General features: G+C 65.2%; 18 protein-coding genes and 1 pseudogene. 16 read left to right on the forward strand and 3 right to left on the reverse strand.

The window, feature by feature from the left end:
- The first annotated feature begins 148 nt into the window (after positions 1-148).
- The 5 genes from HDG32_RS30305 to HDG32_RS30325 all read left to right on the forward strand — a co-directional run bounded on the left by HDG32_RS30305 (position 149) and on the right by HDG32_RS30325 (position 5,020).
- Positions 149-460: a hypothetical protein gene (locus HDG32_RS30305; protein WP_184072964.1), complete on the forward strand. Its 312-nt coding sequence runs from the start codon at positions 149-151 to the stop codon at positions 458-460.
- 67 nt (positions 461-527) lie between these two features.
- Positions 528-1,655 (forward strand): VIT1/CCC1 transporter family protein, encoded by a 1,128-nt coding sequence (locus tag HDG32_RS30310; protein WP_184072966.1) that lies wholly within the window; start codon positions 528-530, stop codon positions 1,653-1,655.
- A gap of 272 nt (positions 1,656-1,927) precedes the next feature.
- Positions 1,928-3,103 (forward strand): glycine betaine/L-proline ABC transporter ATP-binding protein, encoded by a 1,176-nt coding sequence (locus tag HDG32_RS30315; protein ID WP_184072968.1) that lies wholly within the window; start codon positions 1,928-1,930, stop codon positions 3,101-3,103.
- Complete coding sequence (choW, locus tag HDG32_RS30320; protein WP_184072970.1) at positions 3,096-3,998, forward strand: choline ABC transporter permease subunit; 903 nt, start codon at positions 3,096-3,098, stop codon at positions 3,996-3,998. Before HDG32_RS30315 ends, choW begins: the two co-directional genes overlap by 8 nt.
- A 20-nt stretch (positions 3,999-4,018) precedes the next feature.
- Positions 4,019-5,020 (forward strand): GlxA family transcriptional regulator, encoded by a 1,002-nt coding sequence (locus HDG32_RS30325; protein ID WP_184072972.1) that lies wholly within the window; start codon positions 4,019-4,021, stop codon positions 5,018-5,020.
- Positions 5,021-5,051: 31 nt separating this feature from the next.
- Here HDG32_RS30325 and HDG32_RS30330 read toward each other — a convergent pair whose 3' ends face one another.
- On the reverse strand, positions 5,052-6,134 hold the full coding sequence (locus HDG32_RS30330; protein WP_184072974.1) for a GlxA family transcriptional regulator: 1,083 nt from the start codon (positions 6,132-6,134) through the stop codon (positions 5,052-5,054).
- Positions 6,135-6,459: 325 nt separating this feature from the next.
- Here HDG32_RS30330 and HDG32_RS30335 point away from each other — a divergent pair, with 325 nt between their 5' ends.
- Genes HDG32_RS30335 through HDG32_RS30360 form a run of 6 tightly spaced genes read left to right on the forward strand, consistent with a single transcriptional unit; the run spans position 6,460 to position 13,443 of the window.
- Positions 6,460-7,854, forward strand: coding sequence for an L-serine ammonia-lyase (locus HDG32_RS30335; RefSeq protein ID WP_184072976.1), 1,395 nt, complete (start codon positions 6,460-6,462; stop codon positions 7,852-7,854).
- Positions 7,855-7,893: 39 nt separating this feature from the next.
- On the forward strand, positions 7,894-9,138 hold the full coding sequence (locus tag HDG32_RS30340) for a sarcosine oxidase subunit beta family protein (RefSeq protein ID WP_184010042.1): 1,245 nt from the start codon (positions 7,894-7,896) through the stop codon (positions 9,136-9,138).
- A gap of 17 nt (positions 9,139-9,155) precedes the next feature.
- Positions 9,156-9,503, forward strand: coding sequence for a sarcosine oxidase subunit delta (locus tag HDG32_RS30345; protein WP_184072978.1), 348 nt, complete (start codon positions 9,156-9,158; stop codon positions 9,501-9,503).
- Complete coding sequence (locus tag HDG32_RS30350) at positions 9,500-12,502, forward strand: sarcosine oxidase subunit alpha family protein (RefSeq protein WP_184072980.1); 3,003 nt, start codon at positions 9,500-9,502, stop codon at positions 12,500-12,502. The genes HDG32_RS30345 and HDG32_RS30350 overlap by 4 nt, the downstream gene beginning before the upstream one ends.
- Positions 12,492-13,148 (forward strand): sarcosine oxidase subunit gamma, encoded by a 657-nt coding sequence (locus tag HDG32_RS30355; protein ID WP_184072982.1) that lies wholly within the window; start codon positions 12,492-12,494, stop codon positions 13,146-13,148. Before HDG32_RS30350 ends, HDG32_RS30355 begins: the two co-directional genes overlap by 11 nt.
- A gap of 31 nt (positions 13,149-13,179) precedes the next feature.
- Complete coding sequence (locus HDG32_RS30360) at positions 13,180-13,443, forward strand: hypothetical protein (protein WP_184072984.1); 264 nt, start codon at positions 13,180-13,182, stop codon at positions 13,441-13,443.
- A 12-nt stretch (positions 13,444-13,455) separates the two neighbouring features.
- Here the strand turns inward: HDG32_RS30360 and ampC are convergent, their stop codons facing one another.
- Positions 13,456-14,637 carry a class C beta-lactamase gene (gene ampC, locus HDG32_RS30365; RefSeq protein ID WP_184072986.1) on the reverse strand — a complete coding sequence of 394 codons (1,182 nt, stop codon included), beginning with the start codon at positions 14,635-14,637 and terminating at the stop codon, positions 13,456-13,458.
- Positions 14,638-14,826: 189 nt separating this feature from the next.
- On the opposite strand from ampC, the pseudogene HDG32_RS30370 reads away from it, so the two are divergent.
- Positions 14,827-14,976: pseudogene (locus HDG32_RS30370) on the forward strand (alcohol dehydrogenase catalytic domain-containing protein); the annotation flags it as partial.
- 151 nt (positions 14,977-15,127) lie between these two features.
- Here the strand turns inward: HDG32_RS30370 and HDG32_RS30375 are convergent.
- On the reverse strand, positions 15,128-16,123 hold the full coding sequence (locus HDG32_RS30375; protein ID WP_184072988.1) for a GlxA family transcriptional regulator: 996 nt from the start codon (positions 16,121-16,123) through the stop codon (positions 15,128-15,130).
- Between the two features lie 418 nt (positions 16,124-16,541).
- On the opposite strand from HDG32_RS30375, the gene HDG32_RS30380 reads away from it, so the two are divergent.
- Genes HDG32_RS30380 through HDG32_RS30395 form a run of 4 tightly spaced genes read left to right on the forward strand, consistent with a single transcriptional unit; the run spans position 16,542 to position 21,480 of the window.
- Entirely contained in the window at positions 16,542-17,816 is a 1,275-nt protein-coding gene (locus HDG32_RS30380) for a serine hydroxymethyltransferase (RefSeq protein ID WP_184072990.1), read from the forward strand.
- Positions 17,817-17,834: 18 nt separating this feature from the next.
- Positions 17,835-18,806, forward strand: coding sequence for a dipeptidase (locus HDG32_RS30385; RefSeq protein ID WP_184038348.1), 972 nt, complete (start codon positions 17,835-17,837; stop codon positions 18,804-18,806).
- 45 nt (positions 18,807-18,851) lie between these two features.
- On the forward strand, positions 18,852-19,391 hold the full coding sequence (locus tag HDG32_RS30390; RefSeq protein WP_184072992.1) for a DUF5943 domain-containing protein: 540 nt from the start codon (positions 18,852-18,854) through the stop codon (positions 19,389-19,391).
- Positions 19,392-19,416: 25 nt separating this feature from the next.
- Positions 19,417-21,480: an NADH:flavin oxidoreductase gene (locus HDG32_RS30395; RefSeq protein ID WP_184072994.1), complete on the forward strand. Its 2,064-nt coding sequence runs from the start codon at positions 19,417-19,419 to the stop codon at positions 21,478-21,480.
- Position 21,481 lies beyond the last annotated feature (1 nt).

The raw sequence follows: 21,481 nt of genomic DNA on the forward strand, positions 1-21,481 counted from the left end.
GCAGTCCACGCTCCCGACCCACCTCCCGCTATTTGGCTGTAAGCTCCCGTTGACGGGTTCGCGTGGAGGCTGCGCGACCCGGCGTGTGGTTCACGATTCGCAGACGCAACTCGTACGTTATTGCCAATTTTTTCAGGGGATATCAGTGATGAAGAGCTTCGCCATTAAACGAATCATGCTGGGGTTTTCGGCCGTCGCACTGATGGCCGGTACGATTCCGCTCGCGCTCGCGCAGGGCTCGACGGATGCCGCAGCCCAGGAAGGCGCGACGACGACCACCCCAAAGCCGACCAAGGCCGAGCGCAAGGCAGAGCGCAAACAGGCCCGCGCGAAAAAGAACGCCGAGTTGAAGAAACTCGAAGACGCGGGCTACCAGCCGGCGCAGAACGATCCGAACTATCCGGACAAGCTGCAGGCAGCCCAGAAGAAGGCCGGCGTTGGTGCGCCTGCCAGCCAGTAACGGACAGGCGGACGCCCGGCGTGGCATTCATCGTTGATGAGGCGCCGGGCAGTTGCGAGGCGCGATCATGGCAACGAAACATGAAGTGAAACGCTACAAGGCGAATCTCTCCGACGAACTGCACAGCGCCGCCCTCTATGAGACGCTCGCGCAGGTCGAGAAAGACGAGACCCGCAAGCAGGTCTATCAGGATCTCGCGCAATCCGAACACAGCCACGCGCAAGTGTGGGCCGACAAGCTCAGAGCCAATGGCATCGAACCGAAGGGCCGTGGCCATGCGGTCAAGACGCGTCTGATGAAGGGGCTCGTGCGCGTGTGCGGCGCGGACTTCGTGCTGCCGACGCTCGCCGCAGCCGAATACGCGGACCGCAACAAATATCAAGGCCAACGCGACGCGGGCCACATGTCGGCCGACGAACATCATCACGCGGCCGTCGTGCAGACCCTCGCGAGCACCGGCAATGCCAACCTGTCGTCCGGCGCGCGCATTGCCGCGGCCGAGTCGTGGCACAAGGGCGTCGCGTCGGGCAACGATCTGCGCGCGGCGGTTCTCGGCGCGAACGATGGCCTCGTGTCCAACTTCTGCCTGATCATGGGCGTCGCCGGCGCGGGCACCGGCAACAAGGCGATCCTGTTGACCGGCCTCGCCGGGCTGATCGCCGGTGCCTGTTCGATGGCGCTCGGCGAATGGCTGTCGGTCACCAATGCGCGCGAACTCGCGAGCACACAGATCGCCAAGGAAGCCGAGGAGATCGAAGAACAGCCCGAAGCGGAGGAGCACGAGCTCGCGCTGATCTACCGCGCGAAAGGGCTCGACGCGAGCGAGGCGAAACGCGTGGCCTCGCAGATGATGCGCGACAAGGACAAGGCGCTCGACACCCTCACGCGCGAGGAGCTCGGTCTCGATCCGTCGGAACTGGGCGGCAATCCGTGGTCGGCGGCGGGTGTGTCGTTCTGCTTGTTCTCGCTCGGCGCGATTTTCCCGGTGATGCCGTTCCTGTGGACGCGCGGCGTCAGCGCAATCGTGCAGTGCGTCGTGCTGAGCATGCTGGCGCTCGCGTCGATCGGCGTGTTCACGTCGCTGTTCAACGGCCGCAGCGCGGGGTTTTCGGCGCTGCGCCAGATCGTCATCGGGCTCATCGCGGCAGGGTTCACGTTCGGCGTCGGGCGCTTGCTGGGCGTGTCGATTTCCTGAACCCGGCGCCTCTCAGGCGCCTCGCGCTCGCCGCCGTCCGGGAGCGCCGCTTGCTCTGTTGCGACAAGCTCCGCGCGCGGGCCAACCTGCGTCAATCCTTTCTCCCACAACTTTCTCCCACAAGGGTTTGCTCGCCGCGCCGAGCGTCCACGGCATGGCCGGGTGTCGCATTTCCTCATGTGGTTGTCGGAATTAGTCGGTTAGCCGCACTTTTTTCTGGCAACTATGTAGGCACAGCGCGGACGGACGTCCGCAGGCGAGGAGAGCACTCGATGAATTCCCCCAAGGTCGTGGTCGAAGGGCTGTGCAAGGTGTTCGGCAGCAACCCGAAACAGGCGCTCGCGATGCTGGCCGGCGGCGCCACGAAAGAAGAGGTGTTTGCCCGCACCGGTCAGATCGTCGGCGTCCACAACGCGTCGTTCGAGGTTCGCGAGGGCGAGATCTTCGTGCTGATGGGCCTGTCCGGCTCGGGCAAGTCGACGCTGATTCGCCTGATCAATCGGCTCGTCGAGCCCAGCGCCGGCAAGGTGCTGATCGACGGCCGCGATGTCGCGGGCGTGCCGCGCGCCGAGCTGACCGCGTTGCGCCGCAAGGACATGAGCATGGTGTTCCAGTCCTTCGCGCTGATGCCGCAGCGCAACGTGCTGGCCAACGCGGCGTTCGGCCTCGAAGTCGCGGGCGTCGGCCGCAAGGAGCGCGAGACGCGGGCGCTGACGGTGCTCGAACAGGTCGGCCTTGCACCGTTCGCGCAGAAACTGCCGGCCGAGTTGTCGGGCGGCATGCAGCAGCGCGTCGGGCTCGCGCGCGCGCTCGCGGTCAACCCGTCGCTGATGATCATGGACGAGGCGTTCTCCGCGCTCGATCCGCTCAAGCGCAAGGAGATGCAGAACGTGCTGCTCGATCTGCAACGCGAGCAGCAGCGCACGATCCTGTTCGTGTCGCACGATCTCGAGGAGGCGATGCGCATCGGCACGCGCATCGCGATCATGGAAGGCGGCCGCGTGGTGCAGATCGGCACGCCGCGGGAAATCATCAAGAACCCGACCGACGATTACGTGCGCGCGTTCTTCGAAGGCATCGACACGAGCCGCTATCTGACGGCCGGCGATCTGATGCAGACCGACGACGTGCCGCTGATGCACGCGCCGCAGATCGACGCGTCGAGCGTCGCCGCGACGCTCAACGGCAGCGCCGACTACGCGTTCGTGCTCGATAGCGAGCGCCGGATTCGCGGCTTCGTGTGCCGCGATGCGGCGGGCAGCGCGTCGCCGAAACTCAACCAGGTCGAATGCATCCGCCGCAGCACGCCGCTCGACGACGTGGTCGCGCGCGTGGTGGCGAGCCGCGCGCCGCTGCCGGTCGTCGAAGCGGACGGCTCCTACTGCGGTTCGGTCAACAAGACGAACGTGCTGAACGTTCTCACGCGCCATCGAGGTTCCCATGTCTGAAGTCATTCCACTTGGCGCCTGGGTCGATCGCGGCGTTCACTACCTGCTCGATCACGACGCGCAGACCTTCGACACGATCGGCAAGGTCATCGAGAGTTTCGCCGCGGCGGTCGAGCATGGTTTGCAGGCCGTGCCGATGTGGGCGCTGATGGCGTTTTTCGTCGGCATCGGCTTGTGGCGCGTCGGCTGGCGCTTCGCGCTGTTCACGCTGGCGGCGCTGCTGCTGATCTACGGCACCGGCTTCTGGGATCAGATGGTGATCACGCTCGGCCTCACGCTGTCATCGACGGTGATCAGTCTCGTGCTCGGCGTGCCGCTCGGCATCTGGATGGCGAAGAGCCGCGCCGTCGAAATGATCGTGCGTCCGGTGCTCGATCTGATGCAGACCATGCCCGCGTTCGTCTACCTGATTCCGGCCGCGATGCTGTTCGGTCTCGGCCGCGTGCCGGGCATCCTGTCGACAGTGATCTTCGCGATGCCGCCCGCGGTGCGTCTGACCGCACTCGGCATCAAGCACGTGAATCGCGAAATCGTCGAAGCGGGACAGGCGTTCGGCTGCACGCCGTGGCAACTGCTGTACAAGGTGCAGTTTCCGAACGCGCTGCCGTCGATCATGACCGGCGTGAACCAGACCATCATGATGGCGCTGTCGATGGTGATCATCGCGTCGATGGTCGGTGCGGGCGGCCTCGGTAACGACGTGCTCGCGAGCATCCAGCGGCTCGATATCGGACTCGGCTTCGAAAGCGGCATGTCGGTCGTGATGCTGGCGATCATTCTGGACCGCATCACCGAGAGCTTCGGCCGGGCGCCGGGCAAGGTACGCGCCCCCCTGTTCGCCGGTTTGCGCAATGCGATGAAAGTGCGCCGCGAGCCGGCGGCGCAACACGGTTGACGGCCTGATTCGATACGTCCATGAAGCGCGACGCAATCGCCTCCGCCGAAGCCGATGCGCGGCTGTGCGCCGTCGCGCACGTCGCGCACGTCGGCTTCCTGACGCTGCCGAACTTCTCGATGATCGCGTTCACGAGCGCGGTCGAGGTGCTGCGCATGGCGAACTACGTGGGCCGCGCGCAGCACTACCGGTGGTCGGTGATCACGCCGGACGGCGAGCCGGCGCGCGCGAGCAACGGCATCACGGTGAAACCGACCACCACGCTCGCCGAGGCCGGCATGCCGGACCTGCTGTTCGTGTGCGCGGGCTGGCACGTGCGCGAGTATGTGAACGACGCGGTGATCGCGCTGCTGCGCGAGGCGGCCGCGCACCGCGTGCCGCTCGGCGGCATCTGCACGGGTCCGTATGCGCTGCTCGCGGCCGGGCTGCTCGACGGCTATCGCGCGACCGTGCATTGGGAGGACATGTCGCCGTTGCACCAGCGCTATCCGCACGTGCATTTCGACGACGAACTGTTCGTGATCGACCGCGACCGGCTGACCTGCACCGGCGGAACCGCGCCGCTCGATCTGATGCTGCATCTGGTGGGCATGCGGCTGGGGGCCGCGGTGGCCGCGCAGGTGTCCGAGCAATTCATCGTCGAGCGGATTCGCGGCTCGACCGATTACCAGCACATTCCGGTCGACGCGCGGGTCGGCCTGTCGCGCACCGAACTGATCGAAGTGGTGCGGCTGATGGAAGCGAACATCGAGGAGCCGCTATCGCTCGACGAACTCGCCCGGCTCGTCAACCTGTCGCAGCGTCATTTGCAACGGATGTTCAAGCTATTCCTGAACGTGTCGCCGACGCATTACTACCTGAGCTTGCGGCTGCGCCGCGCGCGCGATCTGCTGCGCAATACCGACGCGTCGATCGCGCGCGTGACCATGGTGTGCGGTTTTCATTCTCCGTGTCATTTCAGCAAGGCCTATCGCGCGCAGTTCGGACATGCGCCGAGCGTCGAGCGGCGCATGCCGGAGTAGCAGGTGCCGCGGCCTCGCATGCCGCGCGGATTCAGATCGCCTGCGCGCGGCCCGGAAACGTTTCGTCGTAGCACGAGCCGTCGTCGGCTTGCTGCGCCGTGCCGCGCTGCTCGCGATACATCATCGGCGGCACGCCGAACTGTTTGCGAAATTCCCGTCCCAGGTGCGAGGCGTCCGAAAAGCCGCAGCTCGACGCGATATCGGCGACGGTCTTGTCCGAACTCGTCAACAACCACGCGGCGGTGCGCAGGCGCACCTGCTTCGCGTAGGCCTGCGGCGCCTTGCCGGTCTGCGCCTTGAACAGCCGTTCGAGCTGACGCGGCGACAGATCGAGCTTGCCCGCCAGTTCGTCGAGCGGCAGCGCGCGGCCCACGTGCTGCTCCATCAGCAGGATCGCGCGCTTGACCTTCGGATGCGAGGCCGGCGCGAGACCGGGGGGATGAGGCTGCGGCGCGTTGCCTTTCTGCAGGTCGTCGACGAGCAGAATGCGCAGCGCCTTCTGCACCGTGGCGGTTTCGAAATGACGCAGCAGGATCGCGGCGGCGACGTCGATCGACGCGCGGCCGCCGGAACAGGTGATGCGCCGCCGGTCGATCACGAACAGCCGGTCGGCGACCAGCATCTGTTCGTCGACCGACGGAAAGCGCTCGATGAAATCCCAGTAGTGAAACCAGCTCACGCAGATCCGATGGCCGTCGAGCACGCCCGCGCGCATCAGCGAGAACACGCCGGTGCACATGCCGACCAGCGTCGTGTCGCGGGCTGCGGCGCGGCGGATAAACGCGAGCGTCGCCTCGCTCGCGGCCGGCCCCGAGTGCAGCAGTCCGCCGACCACCACCACGTAGTCGAACTTCCCGGCGGTCTCGAAGGTTTCCCACGGCGTGATCTGGATGCCGCAACTCGCGCGCACCGGGGCCAGGGTTTCCCCGATCACGCTCCACGAACAGCGCACCGGCTTGCTGAAGTCGCCTTCGTCGGCGGACAGGCGCAGCAGGTCGACGAAACCCGAGAATGCGGTCAGCGTGAAGTTCGGCAGCAGGATGATGCCGAAGCGGATGCGCTGCTTCGTGGCTGTGTCGAGTGAGGGAGGGGCAAGCGTTTCAGCGGAATTCATGCGCGCGGCGGGTCGGTGAAAAAAACGGCGAAAGAGGAACGGACGTTGACCGAAACGGTGAAGCCGAGGATAGCACCACGGACCTTCAGCATTGCCGGCCGCAATCGGGCCGCCTGTCGCAAATGCGTCCCAAGTCATCGCAAATGCGCCGGGAGACCCGCGTGGCGGCTCACCTGACGACGCCATCCCATTGCGATGCCGTTTTTATTCTATCGATCCGGCCCGGCGTGCGGTGCAATAGACGCACATTCCATCCGGGCGCATGAGTCGAGTCGAAGCGCTTCCGGCCATCGCAACACGCAAGACACAACGCACAAGGCACGCCATGAACGTCAGCGTCTTCGATCTGTTCAAGATCGGCATCGGTCCATCCAGCTCGCACACGGTCGGGCCGATGATCGCTGCATGCCGCTTCGCATCGCACATCGAGGACGCGAATCTGCTCGGCTTCGTGCGGCGCGTCAGAGCCGAGCTGTTCGGCTCGCTCGGCGCGACCGGCAAGGGCCACGGCACCGACAAGGCGGTGCTGCTCGGCCTCGAAGGCAATCTGCCCGACCGGCTCGATCCTGAGCTGATCGAGCCGCGGCTGCGCGCGATCCGCGAGACCCGACAGCTCGTGCTGCTCGGCAAGCATGCGGTCGCGTTCGACGAGCGCGAACATGTCGGCTTCTTGCGCAAGCTGATGCCGGGCGCGCGGGGCTCGGGCGTCGTGCATCCGAACGGCATGCGCTTCCAGGCCTTCGACGAGAACGGTCAACTGCTCGTCGAAAAAGAATACTTCTCGATCGGCGGCGGCTTCGTCGTCAATCGCGACGGCGACCGCGTGAACGGCCGGCGCGCCAACGCAGAGGTGCCGTATCCGTTTCGCACCGGCGACGATCTGATGCGCGTGTGCCGCGAAAGCGGCCTGTCCATCGCCGAAGTGACGTTGCGCAACGAATGCGCGACCCGGCCCGAGCCCGAAGTGCGCGAGGGCCTGCTGGCGATCTGGCGCACGATGGCCGCATGTGTCGAGCGCGGTTGCAAGGCGCGCGGCGAGTTGCCCGGCCCGATGCACGTGAAGCGTCGCGCGGCCGAGCTGTGCGAGCGCTTGCGCGCACGCTCGGAGGAATCGCTGCGCGACCCGCTGTCGATGCTCGACTGGGTCAACCTGTACGCGATGGCCGTCAACGAGGAGAACGCCGCGGGCGGCCGGGTCGTCACCGCGCCGACCAACGGCGCGGCCGGCGTGATCCCGGCAGTGCTGCACTACTACGTGAAATTCATGCATGCGGCGAACGACGCCGGCATCGTCGACTTCCTGCTGACCGCCGCGGCGATCGGCATCATCTACAAGGAAACGGCGTCGATCTCCGGCGCCGAGGTGGGCTGCCAGGGCGAAGTGGGCGTGGCCTGCTCGATGGCCGCCGCCGCGCTCGCGGCCGTGATGGGCGGCACGCCCACCCAGGTCGAGAACGCCGCCGAAATCGGCATGGAACACAACCTCGGCATGACCTGCGATCCGGTCGGCGGGCTGGTGCAGATTCCGTGCATCGAGCGCAACGCGATGGGCGCGATCAAGGCGATCAACGCGGCCCGCCTCGCGATGAAGGGCGACGGCAAGCACGTGGTGTCGCTCGACAGTGTGATCCGCACCATGCGCGAAACCGGCGCCGACATGAAGACGAAATACAAGGAGACGTCGCGCGGCGGACTGGCCGTGAACGTCATCGAGTGTTGAACCGCTACACCGCATCTGCAAAACCGCAAAGGACCGACGATGAGCCGCTACTCGATATTCAGCCTGCTACGCAACGGGATGTCGTATCACGAGAACTGGGAGCGGCAATGGCGCAGCCCCGAGCCTAAACGTGAATACGACGTCGTGATCGTGGGCGGCGGCGGGCACGGTCTCGCGACCGCGTACTACCTCGCGAAGGAGCATGGCGTGCGCAATGTCGCGGTGCTCGAGAAGGGCTGGATCGGCGGCGGCAACACCGCGCGCAATACGACGATCGTGCGGTCGAACTACCTGTGGGACGAATCCGCCGCGCTCTACGAGAAGGCGATGAAGCTGTGGGAAGGGCTCGCGCAGGATCTGAACTACAACGTGATGTTCAGCCAGCGCGGCGTGATGAATCTCGCGCATACGCTGCAGGACGTGCGCGACACCGAACGCCGCGTCAACGCGAACCGCCTGAACGGCGTCGACGCCGAATTTCTCACGCCGGCGCAGATCAAGGAACTGGAGCCGACCATCAATCTGAACAGCCGCTACCCGGTGCTCGGCGCATCGATCCAGCGGCGCGGCGGCGTGGCCCGGCACGATGCGGTGGCGTGGGGCTTCGCGCGCGGCGCCGATCAGGCCGGCGTCGATATCGTGCAGAACTGCCAGGTCGTCGGCATTCGCCGCGACGGCAGCCAGGTGACGGGCGTCGACACGACGAAGGGTTTCATCAAGGCGAAGAAGGTCGCGGTGGTCGCGGCCGGCAACACGTCGACGCTCGCCGATATGGCCGGCGTGCGGCTGCCGCTCGAAAGCCATCCGTTGCAGGCGCTGGTGTCGGAGCCGATCAAGCCGGTCGTCAACACGGTCGTGATGTCGAATGCGGTCCACGCGTATATCAGCCAGTCCGACAAGGGCGATCTCGTGATCGGCGCGGGCGTCGATCAGTACACCGGGTTTGGGCAGCGCGGCAGCTTCCAGATCATCGAGGGCACGCTCGAGGCGATCGTCGAGATGTTCCCGGTGTTTTCGCGCGTGCGGATGAACCGGCAGTGGGGCGGCATCGTCGACGTGTCGCCGGACGCGTGCCCGATCATCAGCAAGACCGATGTGAAGGGACTGTATTTCAACTGCGGTTGGGGGACGGGCGGCTTCAAGGCGACGCCCGGCTCGGGATGGGTCTATGCGCACACGATCGCGAAGGACGAACCCCATCCGTTGAACGCACCGTTTTCGCTGGACCGGTTCTATACCGGTCATCTGATCGATGAGCATGGCGCTGCCGCCGTGGCCCACTAGTCGACAAGGAGACACAGATGCTGCTGATCGAATGCCCCTGGTGCGGTCCCCGCGCCGAAACCGAATTCTCGTGCGGCGGCGAAGCGGACATCGCCCGCCCGCTCGACACGGACAAGCTCACCGACAAGGAATGGGGCGACTACCTTTTCATGCGCAAGAACCCGCGCGGCGTGCATCGCGAGCAATGGTTCCACACGCAGGGCTGCCGCCGCTGGTTCAAGGCGCAGCGCGACACCGTCAGCTATGCGTTCCAGGGCTATCAGACGTTCGAGCGTCCGTTGCTGGCGCTGGACAGTACCGATACACAGGCAGCAAACGCACAGGTAAAGGCACAGGTAAAGGCACAAGAGGGCAAAGCATCATGAGCCAGAAAGACCGACTCCCGACCGGCGGGCGCATCAATCGCGCGATCGCGCTGAGCTTCACGTTCAACGGCGTCGAGTATCAGGGTTATCAAGGCGATACGCTCGCGTCCGCCTTGCTCGCGAACGGCATGCATTTCGTCGCGCGCAGCTGGAAATATCATCGGCCGCGCGGCATCGTGACCGCGGGCGTCGAGGAGCCGAACGCGGTCGTGCAACTGGAGACCGGCGCCTACACGGTGCCGAACGCGCGCGCCACCGAGGTCGAGTTGTACCAGGGGCTCGTCGCGAGCAGCGTGAACGCGAAACCGAGCATCGAGAAGGACCGCATGGCGATCAACCAGAAGATCGCGCGCTTCATTCCGGCGGGCTTCTACTACAAGACCTTCATGTGGCCGCGCAAACTCTGGCCGAAGTACGAGGAAGCGATTCGCGACGCGGCCGGCCTCGGCACCGCGCCGCGACAGCGCGACGCGGACCGCTACGACAAGTGCTTCGCGCATTGCAACGTGCTGGTGGTCGGCGGCGGCCCGGCCGGGCTCGCGGCCGCGCACGCGGCGGCCTTGTCCGGCGCGCGCGTGACGCTCGTCGACGATCAGCCCGAGCTGGGCGGCTCGCTGCTGTCCTGCGGCGCGGAGATCGACGGCAAGCCCGCGCTGCAGTGGGTGCGGAAAATCGAGGACGAATTGCGGCAGTTGCCCGATGTGAAGATCCTGAGCCGCAGCACCGCGTTCGGCTATCAGGACCACAATCTCGTCACGGTCACGCAGCGCCTAACCGATCATCTGCCCGTGTCGCAGCGCAAGGGCACGCGCGAACTGCTGTGGAAGATCCGCGCGAAACGCGTGATTCTCGCGACCGGCGCGCATGAACGGCCGATCGTGTTCGGCAACAACGATCTGCCTGGCGTGATGCTCGCGTCGGCGGTGTCGAGCTATCTGCATCGGTATGCGGTACTGCCGGGTCGCAATGCGATCGTGTTCACGAACAACGACGACGGCTATCAATGCGCGCTCGACCTGAAAGCGGCCGGCGCGCAGGTGAGCGTCATCGATCCGCGCGCGGGCGCATCGAAGGGCACGCTGCCGGCGCTCGCGCGCCGCCATGGCATCAAGGTGCTGAACGGCACGGTGGTCACGGCGGCGCATGGCAAGCTGCGCGTCGCGTCGGTGTCGCTCGCCTCGTATGCGAAAGGGCAGATCACCGCTCAGCAGGGCCAACTGCCGTGCGATCTGCTCGCGATGTCGGGTGGCTGGAGCCCGGTGCTGCATCTGTTCGCGCAGTCGGGCGGCAAGGCCCATTGGCATGACGACAAGGCCTGCTTCGTGCCGGGCAAGGCGGTCCAGCCTGAGACCAGCGTCGGCGCCTGCGCGGGCGACTTCACGCTCGGCCAGGGCATCCGCTTCGCGCTCGACGCCGGCGTCGAAGCGGCGCGCGCGGCCGGGCACATCGTCGCGCGGCCAAAGCCGGTGCAGGTCGCCGAACTGAGCGAAACGAAGCTGGAACCGCTGTGGCTCGTCGGCGGACGCGAGTTGGCCACGCGCGGGCCCAAGCAGTTCGTCGATTTCCAGAACGACGTCGCGGCGGCCGATATCTTCCTCGCGGCGCGCGAAGGCTTCGAATCCGTCGAACACGTGAAGCGCTACACCGCGATGGGCTTCGGCACCGACCAGGGCAAGCTCGGCAACATCAACGGCATGGCGATTCTCGCCCAGGCGCTCGGTAAGACCATTCCCGAGACCGGCACGACGACGTTCCGGCCGAACTACACGCCGGTCACGTTCGGCACTTTCGCCGGCCGGGAATTGGGCGAATTGCTCGATCCGGTGCGCAAGACGGCGGTGCACGAATGGCACGTGGAACACGGCGCGGCGTTCGAGGACGTCGGCAACTGGAAGCGTCCGTGGTACTACCCGAAGGCGGGCGAGGATCTGCACGCGGCGGTTGCGCGCGAAGCGCTCGCGGTGCGCACGAGCGTCGGCATTCTCGATGCGTCGACGCTGGGCAAGATCGATATTCAGGGCCCCGATTCCGCGAAACTGTTGAACTGGGTGTACACGAATCCGTGGACCAGGCTCGAAGTCGGCAAGTGCCGCTACGGCCTGATGCTCGACGAAAACGGCATGATCTTCGACGACGGCGTGACCGTGCGCCTCGCCGAGCAGCACTACATGATGACGACCACCACCGGCGGCGCGGCGCGTGTGCTCACGTGGCTCGAACGCTGGCTGCAAACCGAATGGACCGACCTGCGCGTGCGGCTCGCGTCGGTCACCGATCACTGGGCTACTTTTGCGGTAGTCGGCCCGATGAGCCGCAAGGTGCTGCAAAAGGTCTGCGACGACATCGACTTCGCGAACGCGGCGTTTCCGTTCATGACGTATCGTGAAGGCACCGTCGCGGGCGCGGCGGCGCGCGTGATGCGCATCAGCTTCTCGGGCGAACTCGCGTATGAGGTGAACGTGCCGGCCAACGTCGGACGCGCGGTGTGGGAAGCGTTGATGGCCGCGGGCGCGGAGTTCAACATCACGCCGTACGGCACCGAGACGATGCACGTGCTGCGCGCGGAGAAGGGCTACATCATCGTCGGCCAGGATACGGACGGCTCGATGACGCCGCACGACCTCGGCATGGGCGGGCTCGTCGCGAACTCGAAGGACTTTCTCGGCAAGCGCTCGCTCGCCCGCTCGGACACCGCGAAGGCGGGACGCAAGCAACTGGTCGGGCTGCTCGCGGAGGATGCGTCGTTCGTGATACCCGAGGGCTCGCAGATCGTCGCCGGTCCGTTCCAGGGCGACACCGCGCCGATGCTCGGGCACGTCACGTCGAGCTATTACAGCCCGATTCTGCAACGCTCGATCGCGATGGCGGTCGTCAAGGGCGGTCTCGACAAGATCGGCACGACCGTCACGATTCCGCTCGCAAGCGGCAAACAGATCGCGGCGAAGATCGCGAGTCCGGTGTTCTACGACAGCGAAGGAGCACGTCAACATGTGGAATGAAACAGGCGGGACGGTGTCCATCGTGGACCGCACGCTCGGGCGGCAAAACGGCGCGTGGCAGGAGTCGCCGCTGGTCGGTGTGGATGGGCTGCTGAAACAGCATCAGGCCAACGCGACTGCCGCGTTCCGGCTCGGCGAGCGGCCATTTCTCGAACTCGTGAACGTGCGCGGCGATACGCGCGACGCGGCGTTCATTCGCGCGGTGGAACAGGTGATCGGCTGCAAGCCGCCGGAGAAGCCGAACACCGTCGCGCGCGGCAACGGCTACGACATGGTCTGGCTCGGCCCGGACGAATGGCTCGTGCGTTCGGAGACCGCGCACGATGCGACGCGCACGGCGCCGTTGCAGGCGAAGCTCGGCGCGGCGTTCGCGGGCGTGTTCGCATCGGCGGTCGATGTAGGCAGCGGCTATACGGTCCTTGAAATCAGCGGCACGCGCACGCGCGACGTGCTCGCGCGCGGCTGTCCACTCGATCTGCATCCGAAACTGTTCGGGGTGGGGCAGTGCGCGCAGAGCCATTACTTCAAGGCGTCGATCACGTTGCTGCCCACGGCCGCCGACAGTTTCGACATCGTCGTGCGTCGCAGTTTCGCGGATTACTTCGTCAGGATCATGCTCGACGCCGCCGAGCCGTTGATGTGCTGAGCGACGCGCGGTTCGCTTTGCTGATTTCGCCATGACGTCGGCACGCGCGGCCACCTCGCTTCTCACGGCACACGCGTGCGATGAGCGCGATGCCGGCGCCGCGCTCGCGCTGCTCGATCAAAGTATCGCGCTGCGTCATCGGCGCATTGCGCTGATCCGCTATCTGCTCGCGCGGGAGCTCGGTGCGCCGCTCGAAGCGCGGCATCATGCGTACGTCGAGAAAATCGCGGCCCGTCTGAGCGCGGATGCGCTCGCGCGGATCGCCGGCGCAGCGCGTGCGCGGCTGCGCCCGTAAGTCCACGCCGTATCAGGGCTTGCCGCCATCCAGCGCCGTGAGGATCTGATGCGCGGCGCTCACGCGCGCTTCGTTCGGGAAATTGCGATTGGCGAGCATTACGATACCGATGCGTTTTTGCGGCACGAACGCGACATACGCACCGAAGCCGTTGGTCGATCCGGTCTTGTTGATCCAGACGTTCTGCTGCGGCGGCAGCGGCGGTTTGATTGCGGTCGACGGCGTGCCGTTGAGGACCATCTCCGGCGAATTGCCGGCCAGCAAGGTCGGCAACGCGACCGGATACGGGTACTGCTCCCAGATCAGATCCTGAGTCAGCACCCCGGCCTGGAAGTAGCCGGTATGGGTATCCGTGATCGCACGCTGGAGCTGGCTGTCGAGCGGAATCAGATTCATGTTTGCCTGCACGAAACGCAGCATGTCGGCGGCGGTCGACTTGACGCCATAGGCTTCGGCGGAAATCACGCCGCCCGTCAGGCGGATCGGCGCACCGTCTTTCGCATAGCCCTGCGCGTAGTCCGGCATTTTCGCCGCGGGCACGTCGATATAGGTGCTCTTCATGCCGAGCGCCGGAAACACGCGTTGCTGCATCAGCACGGTGAAATCCTGTCCCATGGTCTTCGCGGTGATCAGGCCGAGCGTGCCGATGCCGGGATTCGAGTAGGTGCGGAACGTGCCGGGCGCATGAGCGGGCTCCCAGTCGTGGAAGTACCGCAGCAATTGCGCGTCGTTATGGATGTCGTCCGGCACCTGTAGCGGCAGACCGCCAGGTGTGTGCGTGCCGAGGTTCAGCAGGCTGACTTTGCCGAACGGGCGGCCGCGCAGCGTCGGCAGATAGCGTTCCGTGCCGTCCGACAACGACAGCTTGCCGTCGAGCTGCGCATACGACGCGAGCGTCGCCGTGAAGGTCTTGCTGACCGAGCCGAGTTCGAACAGCGTATCGCGTGTGACCGGCTTGCCGGTTTGCGTCGATGCGACGCCATAGTTGTAGACGTAGGGCTTGCCGTCGTCGATCACGCCGACCGCCATGCCGGCGATATGGTACTTCGCCATCAGCGGCCTGATCGCGGCATCGATGGTGGGTTGGAGTTGCGCGGCGGTGGGCTCGGCCGCGTGGCCGACGGGTGAGATCGCGCAGAGCGTGAACAGCGCGAACGTGGCGGTTGTTATCAGTTTGAGCGCTCGGGTCTTCATGGCAAACGGGTCCTCGGTCGGGGGAGTGTGAATCGGTGGATCGGCGATTCGGCTGAGGCAGCACTATCGGGCTTTTGCGAACCGCTGGCAAACGAGGATATGTTGCGCGGGGGTAAAGAAAAAGTTGTAGGCCGCAACGCTGGTGAAACGGCGCGCCGCGCAGCGTGTGCGGCGTGCCGCTCACGAACCAGCACGAATATCTGCGGCTCCGATCAGCATATGGTGCGTGGCCGCACGACTGCCGAGGTCGGCCTGGTACTCGGGCACGAGATTACCGGCGAAGTGATCGAGGTAGGGCGCGACGTCGAGACGCTGCAGGTCGGAGATCTGGTGTCGCTCGACGATGCGCCCGAGGGCTACCGGCAATTCGACGGCGGCGCGCCGAAGAAATTTGTGATCGACCCGCGTGGGCTATTGAAGGCGGCCTGAGTCTGGTTGGCCGCTAAAGCGCTGCGTGGCCTGCCGGGCACGCGGCGCTTCTGTTCCTTGATCAAGCCGCCATCACTGGCGCACCGGATAGCGAAGGCACCTGCTTGCGACGCTCGCGCGTCGGCGCGGTGCCGAACGCATCGCGATAGCTCTTCGAGAAGTGGCATGCCGACTGGAAGCCGCAGGCCATCGTGATGTGCATGATCGACATGTCGGTCTGCAACAGCAGCTCGCGCGCGCGCCGCAGGCGCAGTGTCAGATAGTAGTGCGTCGGCGTCATGCCCAGATGTTCGCGGAACAGCCGTTGCAACTGCCGTTGCGACATGCCGGCGAGCCGCGCCAGTTCTTCGCGCGACAGCGGCTCCTCGATGTTGTTCTCCATCAGCGAGATCACTTCGAACAGCGATTTGTTGGCCGAGCCGAGCCGCGCGACGAGCGGCATCTTCTGCTGCGCGCTGGTGTCGCGCACGTGTTCGACGATGAACTGCTCGGCGATCTGCGTGACCCGAGCGGTGCCAACACGCGGCGCGATCAGGTTCAGCATCATGTCGAGCGGCGCGACGCCGCCGGTACAGGTCACGCGATCGCGATCGATCACGAATAGCTCTTTCAGAAAGCGCGTATCGGGAAACTCTTCCTTCAGCGCCGACATGTTTTCCCAATGAATCGCACACGCATAACCGGCCAGCAGGCCGGCGCGCGCGAGCGCATAGGTGCCCGTGCAAAGACTGCCCAGCACGCAGCCCATGCGCGCGAAACGGCGCAGCGCGGACAGATGCTCGGCGGTGGTGGAGCGCTGCACGTCGATGCCGCCAACCACGAACACGATGTCGGGTTGCCCGACGCATTCGACCGGCCCCGTATCGACGGATAACCCGTTGCTCGCCATGACCGGCCCGCCGGCGGGACTCACGATCGACCAGCGGTAAAGCGTCTGGCCCGTCAGATAGTTCGCCATGCGTAGCACTTCGATCGCGTTCGAGAAGGCGATCATCGTGAAGTTGGGTACCGGCATGAATGCGAAATGCGACAACGATGCCGTGCGATCGGTGGACATGGGAACGGTGATTCCTGATGTAAATGCCGCGTCGTCGTGGGGAGGGCGACTATCCGAATTCTGAGTATCAGGGCAACTACCGTGCCATCAGGCTAAACCCTTGGATACTGCGCACAAAGCCTGGAATAGCTAAGCAATCGACTGATGAAACCATCCGCGCGGCACCGGAACAGCGCGGCGACGCCTTTGCAGCGCACCCGATCGGCGCAGGAATACTGCGTTGTAGTGCAGCGCTGAGCGCGCGGATCGCGCCGACTTGTCGAAAAAGGTTGCGCATGGCGGAAAAGGCAAAGAACGCGTCTGAATTCGTAAATAGACGCGCCGGGTGACCGTCAAGAATAGACCCAAGGCAAAGCGGTAGCGCGATCCCGCCGGCAACCCGCAGCAGCCTCCCCGTCAACGTTCTCACGGACCTTCCATGTCGAACCCGAATCCCTTCTTCGAAGACTCGCTAACGGCGCGCGATTCCGCCGTGCGCGGCGCCATTCTGAAAGAGCTCGAGCGTCAGCAGTCGCAAGTCGAGCTGATCGCGTCGGAAAACATCGTGTCGCGCGCGGTGCTCGACGCGCAGGGCTCGGTGCTGACCAACAAGTACGCGGAAGGGTATCCGGGCAAACGTTACTACGGCGGTTGCGAATACGTCGACGCGATCGAGACGCTCGCGCTCGATCGTATCAAGCAGCTGTTCGACGCGAAGTTCGCCAACGTGCAGCCGCATTCCGGCGCGCAGGCGAACGGCGCGGTGATGCTCGCGCTCACCAGGCCGGGCGATACGGTGCTCGGCATGTCGCTCGACGCGGGCGGGCATCTGACGCACGGCGCGAAACCCGCGATGTCGGGCAAGTGGTTCAACGCGGTGCAGTACGGCGTGCGGCGCGACACGATGCTGATCGACTACGAGCAGATCGAGGAACTGGCGCAACAGCACAAGCCGACGCTGCTGATCGCCGGCTTCTCCGCCTATCCGCGCGCGCTCGACTTCGCGCGGCTGCGCGCGATCGCCGATGGCGCCGGTGCGAAGCTGATGGTGGACATGGCGCATATCGCCGGCGTGATCGCGGCCGGCCGCCATGACAATCCGGTCCCGCATGCGCACGTGGTCACGTCGACCACCCACAAGACCTTGCGCGGTCCGCGCGGCGGATTCGTGCTGACCAACGACGAGGAGATCGCAAAGAAGATCAACTCTGCCGTGTTCCCCGGCTTGCAGGGCGGCCCGCTGATGCACGTGATCGCCGGCAAGGCAGTCGCATTCGGCGAGGCGCTGCAGCCGGGCTTCAAAACCTATATCGACAGCGTGCTCGCGAACGCGCGGGCATTGGGCGAGGTGCTCACGTCGGGCGGCGTCGATCTGGTGACGGGCGGCACCGACAACCATCTGCTGCTGGTCGATCTGCGGCCGAAGGGGCTCAAGGGCAATCAGGTCGAACAGGCGCTGGAGCGCGCGGGCATCACCTGCAACAAGAACGGCATTCCGTTCGATACGGAGAAGCCGACCATCACCTCCGGCATCCGCCTCGGCACACCGGCGGCGACGACACGCGGCTTCGGCGTCAGCGAGTTTCGCGAGGTCGGGCGTCTGATCGTCGAGGTGCTCGATGCGCTCCGCGTGTCGCCCGAAGGCGATGCCGCAACCGAACAACGCGTGCGCCGCGAGATTTTCGCGCTGTGCGAGCGCTTTCCCATTTACTGAGTACGCGTGGAGCAAACGATGAGTCAACTGCACGAGAACAGCATCATCATCGACGGGCTGAACATTTCGAAGTTCGAGCGCTCGGTGTTCGAGGACATGCGCAAGGGCGGCGTGACCGCGGTGAACTGCACGGTGTCGGTCTGGGAGAGTTTTCAGAAGACCGTCGACAACATCGCCGAAATGAAGCAGCAAATCCGCCAATACAGCGAGATCCTCACGCTGGTGCGCACCACCGACGACATCTTCCGCGCCAAGCAAGAGAACAGGACCGGCATCATCTTCGGCTTCCAGAACGCGCATGCGTTCGAGGACAACCTCGGCTATATCGAAGCGTTCAAGGATCTCGGCGTCAACGTGGTGCAGCTTTGCTACAACACGCAGAACCTGGTCGGCACCGGCTGCTACGAACGCGACGGCGGTCTGTCCGGCTACGGGCGCGAAGTGATTCAGGAGATGAACCGCGTCGGCATCATGGTCGATCTGTCGCATGTGGGCGGCAAGACGTCGTCGGAGGCGATCGCGGCGTCGAAGAAGCCGGTCTGCTATTCGCACTGCTGCCCGTCCGGGCTCAAGGAGCATCCGCGCAACAAGACCGACGAGCAACTGAAGGAGATCGCGGACGCGGGCGGCTTCGTCGGCGTGACGATGTTCGCGCCGTTCCTGAAGCGCGGACCGGACGCGACCGTCGAGGACTATATCGAGGCGATCGAGTACGTGGTGAACCTGATCGGCGAGGACCAGGTGGGGATCGGCACGGATTTCACGCAGGGCTACAGCACCGAGTTTTTCGACTGGATCACGCACGACAAGGGCCGTTATCGCCAGTTGACGAACTTCGGCAAGGTCGTGAATCCCGAAGGCATTCGCACGATCGGCGAGTTTCCGAACCTGACCGCCGCGATGGAACGCGCCGGCTGGAGCGAGACGCGCATCCGCAAGATCATGGGCGAAAACTGGGTACGGGTGTTCGGCGAAGTCTGGAAGGTGTGAGCTTTAGCCCTTGTTTTCATAGCGGACACGAAACGGAGTCTCCACATGCAACCCCAACTGCCTATCGACGTCGATCCGCACACCGGCGTCTGGACCACCAACGCGCTGCCGATGCTGTACGTGCCGCGCCACTTCTTCACCAACAACCACGTCGCCGTCGAGGAAGCGCTCGGCCGCGACACGTACGCCGGAATTCTCTACAAGGCCGGTCACAAGTCCGCCTATTTCTGGTGCGAGAAGGAAGCGAAGCAACATGGTCTTGCCGGCATGGCGGTATTCGAGCACTACCTGAACCGTCTGTCGCAGCGCGGCTGGGGCATCTTCAGGATCATCGAAGCCGATCCGGCCAGCTCGCATGCGCGGATCGAATTGCGGCACTCGTCGTTCGTGCTCGCGCAACCGGGCAAGACCGGCAAGCTTTGCTACATGTTCGCCGGCTGGTTCGCGGGCGCGATGGACTGGGTCAACGATACCGCGCCCGACGGCGCGCGCAAGGGCCCGCCGTCGCAGTCGAAAGAGGCACGCTGCGCGGCGGAGGGACACGAGCACTGCGTGTTCGAAGTCTCGCCGCTCGCGTCAATCTAATCCGGGCATTCCGAGGTCGATCGCGATGCGTTACCCGAACCTTTTCAAGCCGCTCACGTTGAACCAGCTGACGCTGCGCAATCGCATCGTCAGTACCGCGCACGCAGAGGTCTATGCGGAGCCGGGTGGCCTGCCCGGCGACCGTTATATCCGCTACTACGAGGAAAAGGCGAAGGGCGGAGTCGGACTCGCCGTGTGCGGCGGTTCGAGCCCGGTGTCGATCGACAGCCCGCAAGGCTGGTGGAAGTCGGTGAATCTCGCCACCGACCGGATCGTCGATCCGCTCGCGCGGCTCGCGGAAGCGATGCACGCGCATGGCGCGAAAATCATGATTCAGGCCACCCACATGGGACGCCGCTCGGCGTTTCACGGCGAGCACTGGCCGCATCTGATGTCGCCGTCGGGAGTGCGCGAGCCGGTGCATCGCGGCAACGCGAAGATCATCGAGGTCGAAGAGATCCGCCGCATCATCGGCGACTTCGCGGCGGCCGCGAAGCGCGTGAAGGATGCGGGCATGGACGGCATCGAGATCTCGGCGGCGCATCAGCATCTGATCGATCAGTTCTGGAGCCCGCGCACCAACTTCCGTACCGACGAATGGGGCGGCTCGCTCGAAAACCGCCTGCGTTTCGGCGTCGAAGTGTTGCAGGCGGTGCGCGCGGCGGTGGGTGCCGACTTCTGCGTCGGCCTGCGCATGTGTGGCGACGAATTCCACGAAGATGGGCTCGATCACGAGCAGCTGAAAGAGATTGCCCAGGCGATGAGCGAAAGCGGTCTGATCGACTATCTCGGGGTGATCGGTTCCGGCGCGGACACCCACAATACGCTCGCCAACTGCATGCCGCCGATGGCGCTGCCGCCCGAGCCGTTCGTGCATCTCGCGGCCGGCATCAAGCAGGTCGTCAAGGTGCCGGTGATGCACGCGCAAAGCATTCGCGACGCCGGCCAGGCAGAGCGGCTGCTCGCGATCGGCATGGTCGATCTGGTCGGCATGACGCGCGCACAGATCGCCGATCCGCATATGGTCATCAAGATCCGCGATGGCCGCGAGGACGAAATCAAGCAGTGCGTCGGCGCGAACTACTGCATCGACCGTCAGTACAACGGGCTCGATGTGCTGTGCGTGCAGAACGCGGCGACCTCGCGCGAAGCGACGATGCCGCACGTGATCGCCAGGTCGCGCGGGCCGAAGCGCAAGGTCGTGGTGGTCGGCGCGGGGCCGGCGGGGCTCGAAGCGGCGCGCGTCGCGAAGTCGCGCGGTCACGACGTGGTGCTGTTCGAAAAGAACGATCACGTGGGCGGCCAGATCATGCTGGCGGCGAAAGCGCCGCAGCGCGAGCAGATGGCGGGCATCGTGCGCTGGTTCGACATGGAGACGAAGCGCCTCGGCGTGGACCGCCGCCTCGGTGTCGCCGCCGACGAGCGGACCATCATGGCCGAGAAGCCCGACATCGTCGTGCTCGCCACCGGCGGTTCGGCGTTCACGTCGCAGGTCGCGGCGTGGGGCGTCGACGCGGGGCTCGCGGTCAGTTCGTGGGACGTGCTGGCCGGCAAGGTCGAGCCGGGCAGAAACGTGCTCGTGTACGACGGCGTCAGCACGCATGCGGGCGCGGGCGTCGCCGATTTCATCGCGAGCCGCGGCGCCAACGTGGAGATCGTCACGCCCGACGTGAAGGTCGCCGACGACGTCGGCGGCACCACGTTCCCGATCTTCTATCGCCGTCTGTACGCGCAAGGCGTGATCCATACGCCCAATTACTGGCTCGACAGGGTGTACGAGGAGGACGGCAAGAAGATCGCCGTGATCCGCAACGAGTACACCGAGGAGCAGGAGGAGCGCGCGGTCGATCAGGTGGTGATCGAAAACGGCAGTACGCCGAACGACCGGCTTTACTGGAAGCTGAAGCCTGAATCGGTCAATCGCGGCCAGGTCGACGTACACAAGCTGTTCGCGTCCGAACCGCAACCGTGTCTCGACGAGCAGCTCGGCGACGGCCGCTTCCTGCTGTTCCGGGTCGGCGACTGCATCTCGATGCACAACATTCACGGCGCGATCTACGACGCGCTGCGCCTTTGCAAGGATTTCTGAC

The sequence above is a fragment of the Paraburkholderia sp. CI2 genome (assembly GCF_014201055.1).
Taxonomy (GTDB): Bacteria; Pseudomonadota; Gammaproteobacteria; order Burkholderiales; family Burkholderiaceae; genus Paraburkholderia; species Paraburkholderia tuberum.

Excerpts from the sequence above, each read along its gene's own strand:
- HDG32_RS30305 (WP_184072964.1), top strand. The coding sequence starts at position 149 with ATGAAGAGCTTCGCCATTAAACGAATCATGCTGGGGTTTTCGGCCGTC.
- HDG32_RS30310 (WP_184072966.1), top strand. The coding sequence starts at position 528 with ATGGCAACGAAACATGAAGTGAAACGCTACAAGGCGAATCTCTCCGAC.
- HDG32_RS30315 (WP_184072968.1), top strand. The coding sequence starts at position 1,928 with ATGAATTCCCCCAAGGTCGTGGTCGAAGGGCTGTGCAAGGTGTTCGGC.
- choW (WP_184072970.1), top strand. The coding sequence starts at position 3,096 with ATGTCTGAAGTCATTCCACTTGGCGCCTGGGTCGATCGCGGCGTTCAC.
- HDG32_RS30325 (WP_184072972.1), top strand. The coding sequence starts at position 4,019 with ATGAAGCGCGACGCAATCGCCTCCGCCGAAGCCGATGCGCGGCTGTGC.
- HDG32_RS30330 (WP_184072974.1), bottom strand. The coding sequence starts at position 6,134 with ATGAATTCCGCTGAAACGCTTGCCCCTCCCTCACTCGACACAGCCACG.
- HDG32_RS30335 (WP_184072976.1), top strand. The coding sequence starts at position 6,460 with ATGAACGTCAGCGTCTTCGATCTGTTCAAGATCGGCATCGGTCCATCC.
- HDG32_RS30340 (WP_184010042.1), top strand. The coding sequence starts at position 7,894 with ATGAGCCGCTACTCGATATTCAGCCTGCTACGCAACGGGATGTCGTAT.
- HDG32_RS30345 (WP_184072978.1), top strand. The coding sequence starts at position 9,156 with ATGCTGCTGATCGAATGCCCCTGGTGCGGTCCCCGCGCCGAAACCGAA.
- HDG32_RS30350 (WP_184072980.1), top strand. The coding sequence starts at position 9,500 with ATGAGCCAGAAAGACCGACTCCCGACCGGCGGGCGCATCAATCGCGCG.
- HDG32_RS30355 (WP_184072982.1), top strand. The coding sequence starts at position 12,492 with ATGTGGAATGAAACAGGCGGGACGGTGTCCATCGTGGACCGCACGCTC.
- HDG32_RS30360 (WP_184072984.1), top strand. The coding sequence starts at position 13,180 with ATGACGTCGGCACGCGCGGCCACCTCGCTTCTCACGGCACACGCGTGC.
- ampC (WP_184072986.1), bottom strand. The coding sequence starts at position 14,637 with ATGAAGACCCGAGCGCTCAAACTGATAACAACCGCCACGTTCGCGCTG.
- HDG32_RS30375 (WP_184072988.1), bottom strand. The coding sequence starts at position 16,123 with ATGTCCACCGATCGCACGGCATCGTTGTCGCATTTCGCATTCATGCCG.
- HDG32_RS30380 (WP_184072990.1), top strand. The coding sequence starts at position 16,542 with ATGTCGAACCCGAATCCCTTCTTCGAAGACTCGCTAACGGCGCGCGAT.
- HDG32_RS30385 (WP_184038348.1), top strand. The coding sequence starts at position 17,835 with ATGAGTCAACTGCACGAGAACAGCATCATCATCGACGGGCTGAACATT.
- HDG32_RS30390 (WP_184072992.1), top strand. The coding sequence starts at position 18,852 with ATGCAACCCCAACTGCCTATCGACGTCGATCCGCACACCGGCGTCTGG.
- HDG32_RS30395 (WP_184072994.1), top strand. The coding sequence starts at position 19,417 with ATGCGTTACCCGAACCTTTTCAAGCCGCTCACGTTGAACCAGCTGACG.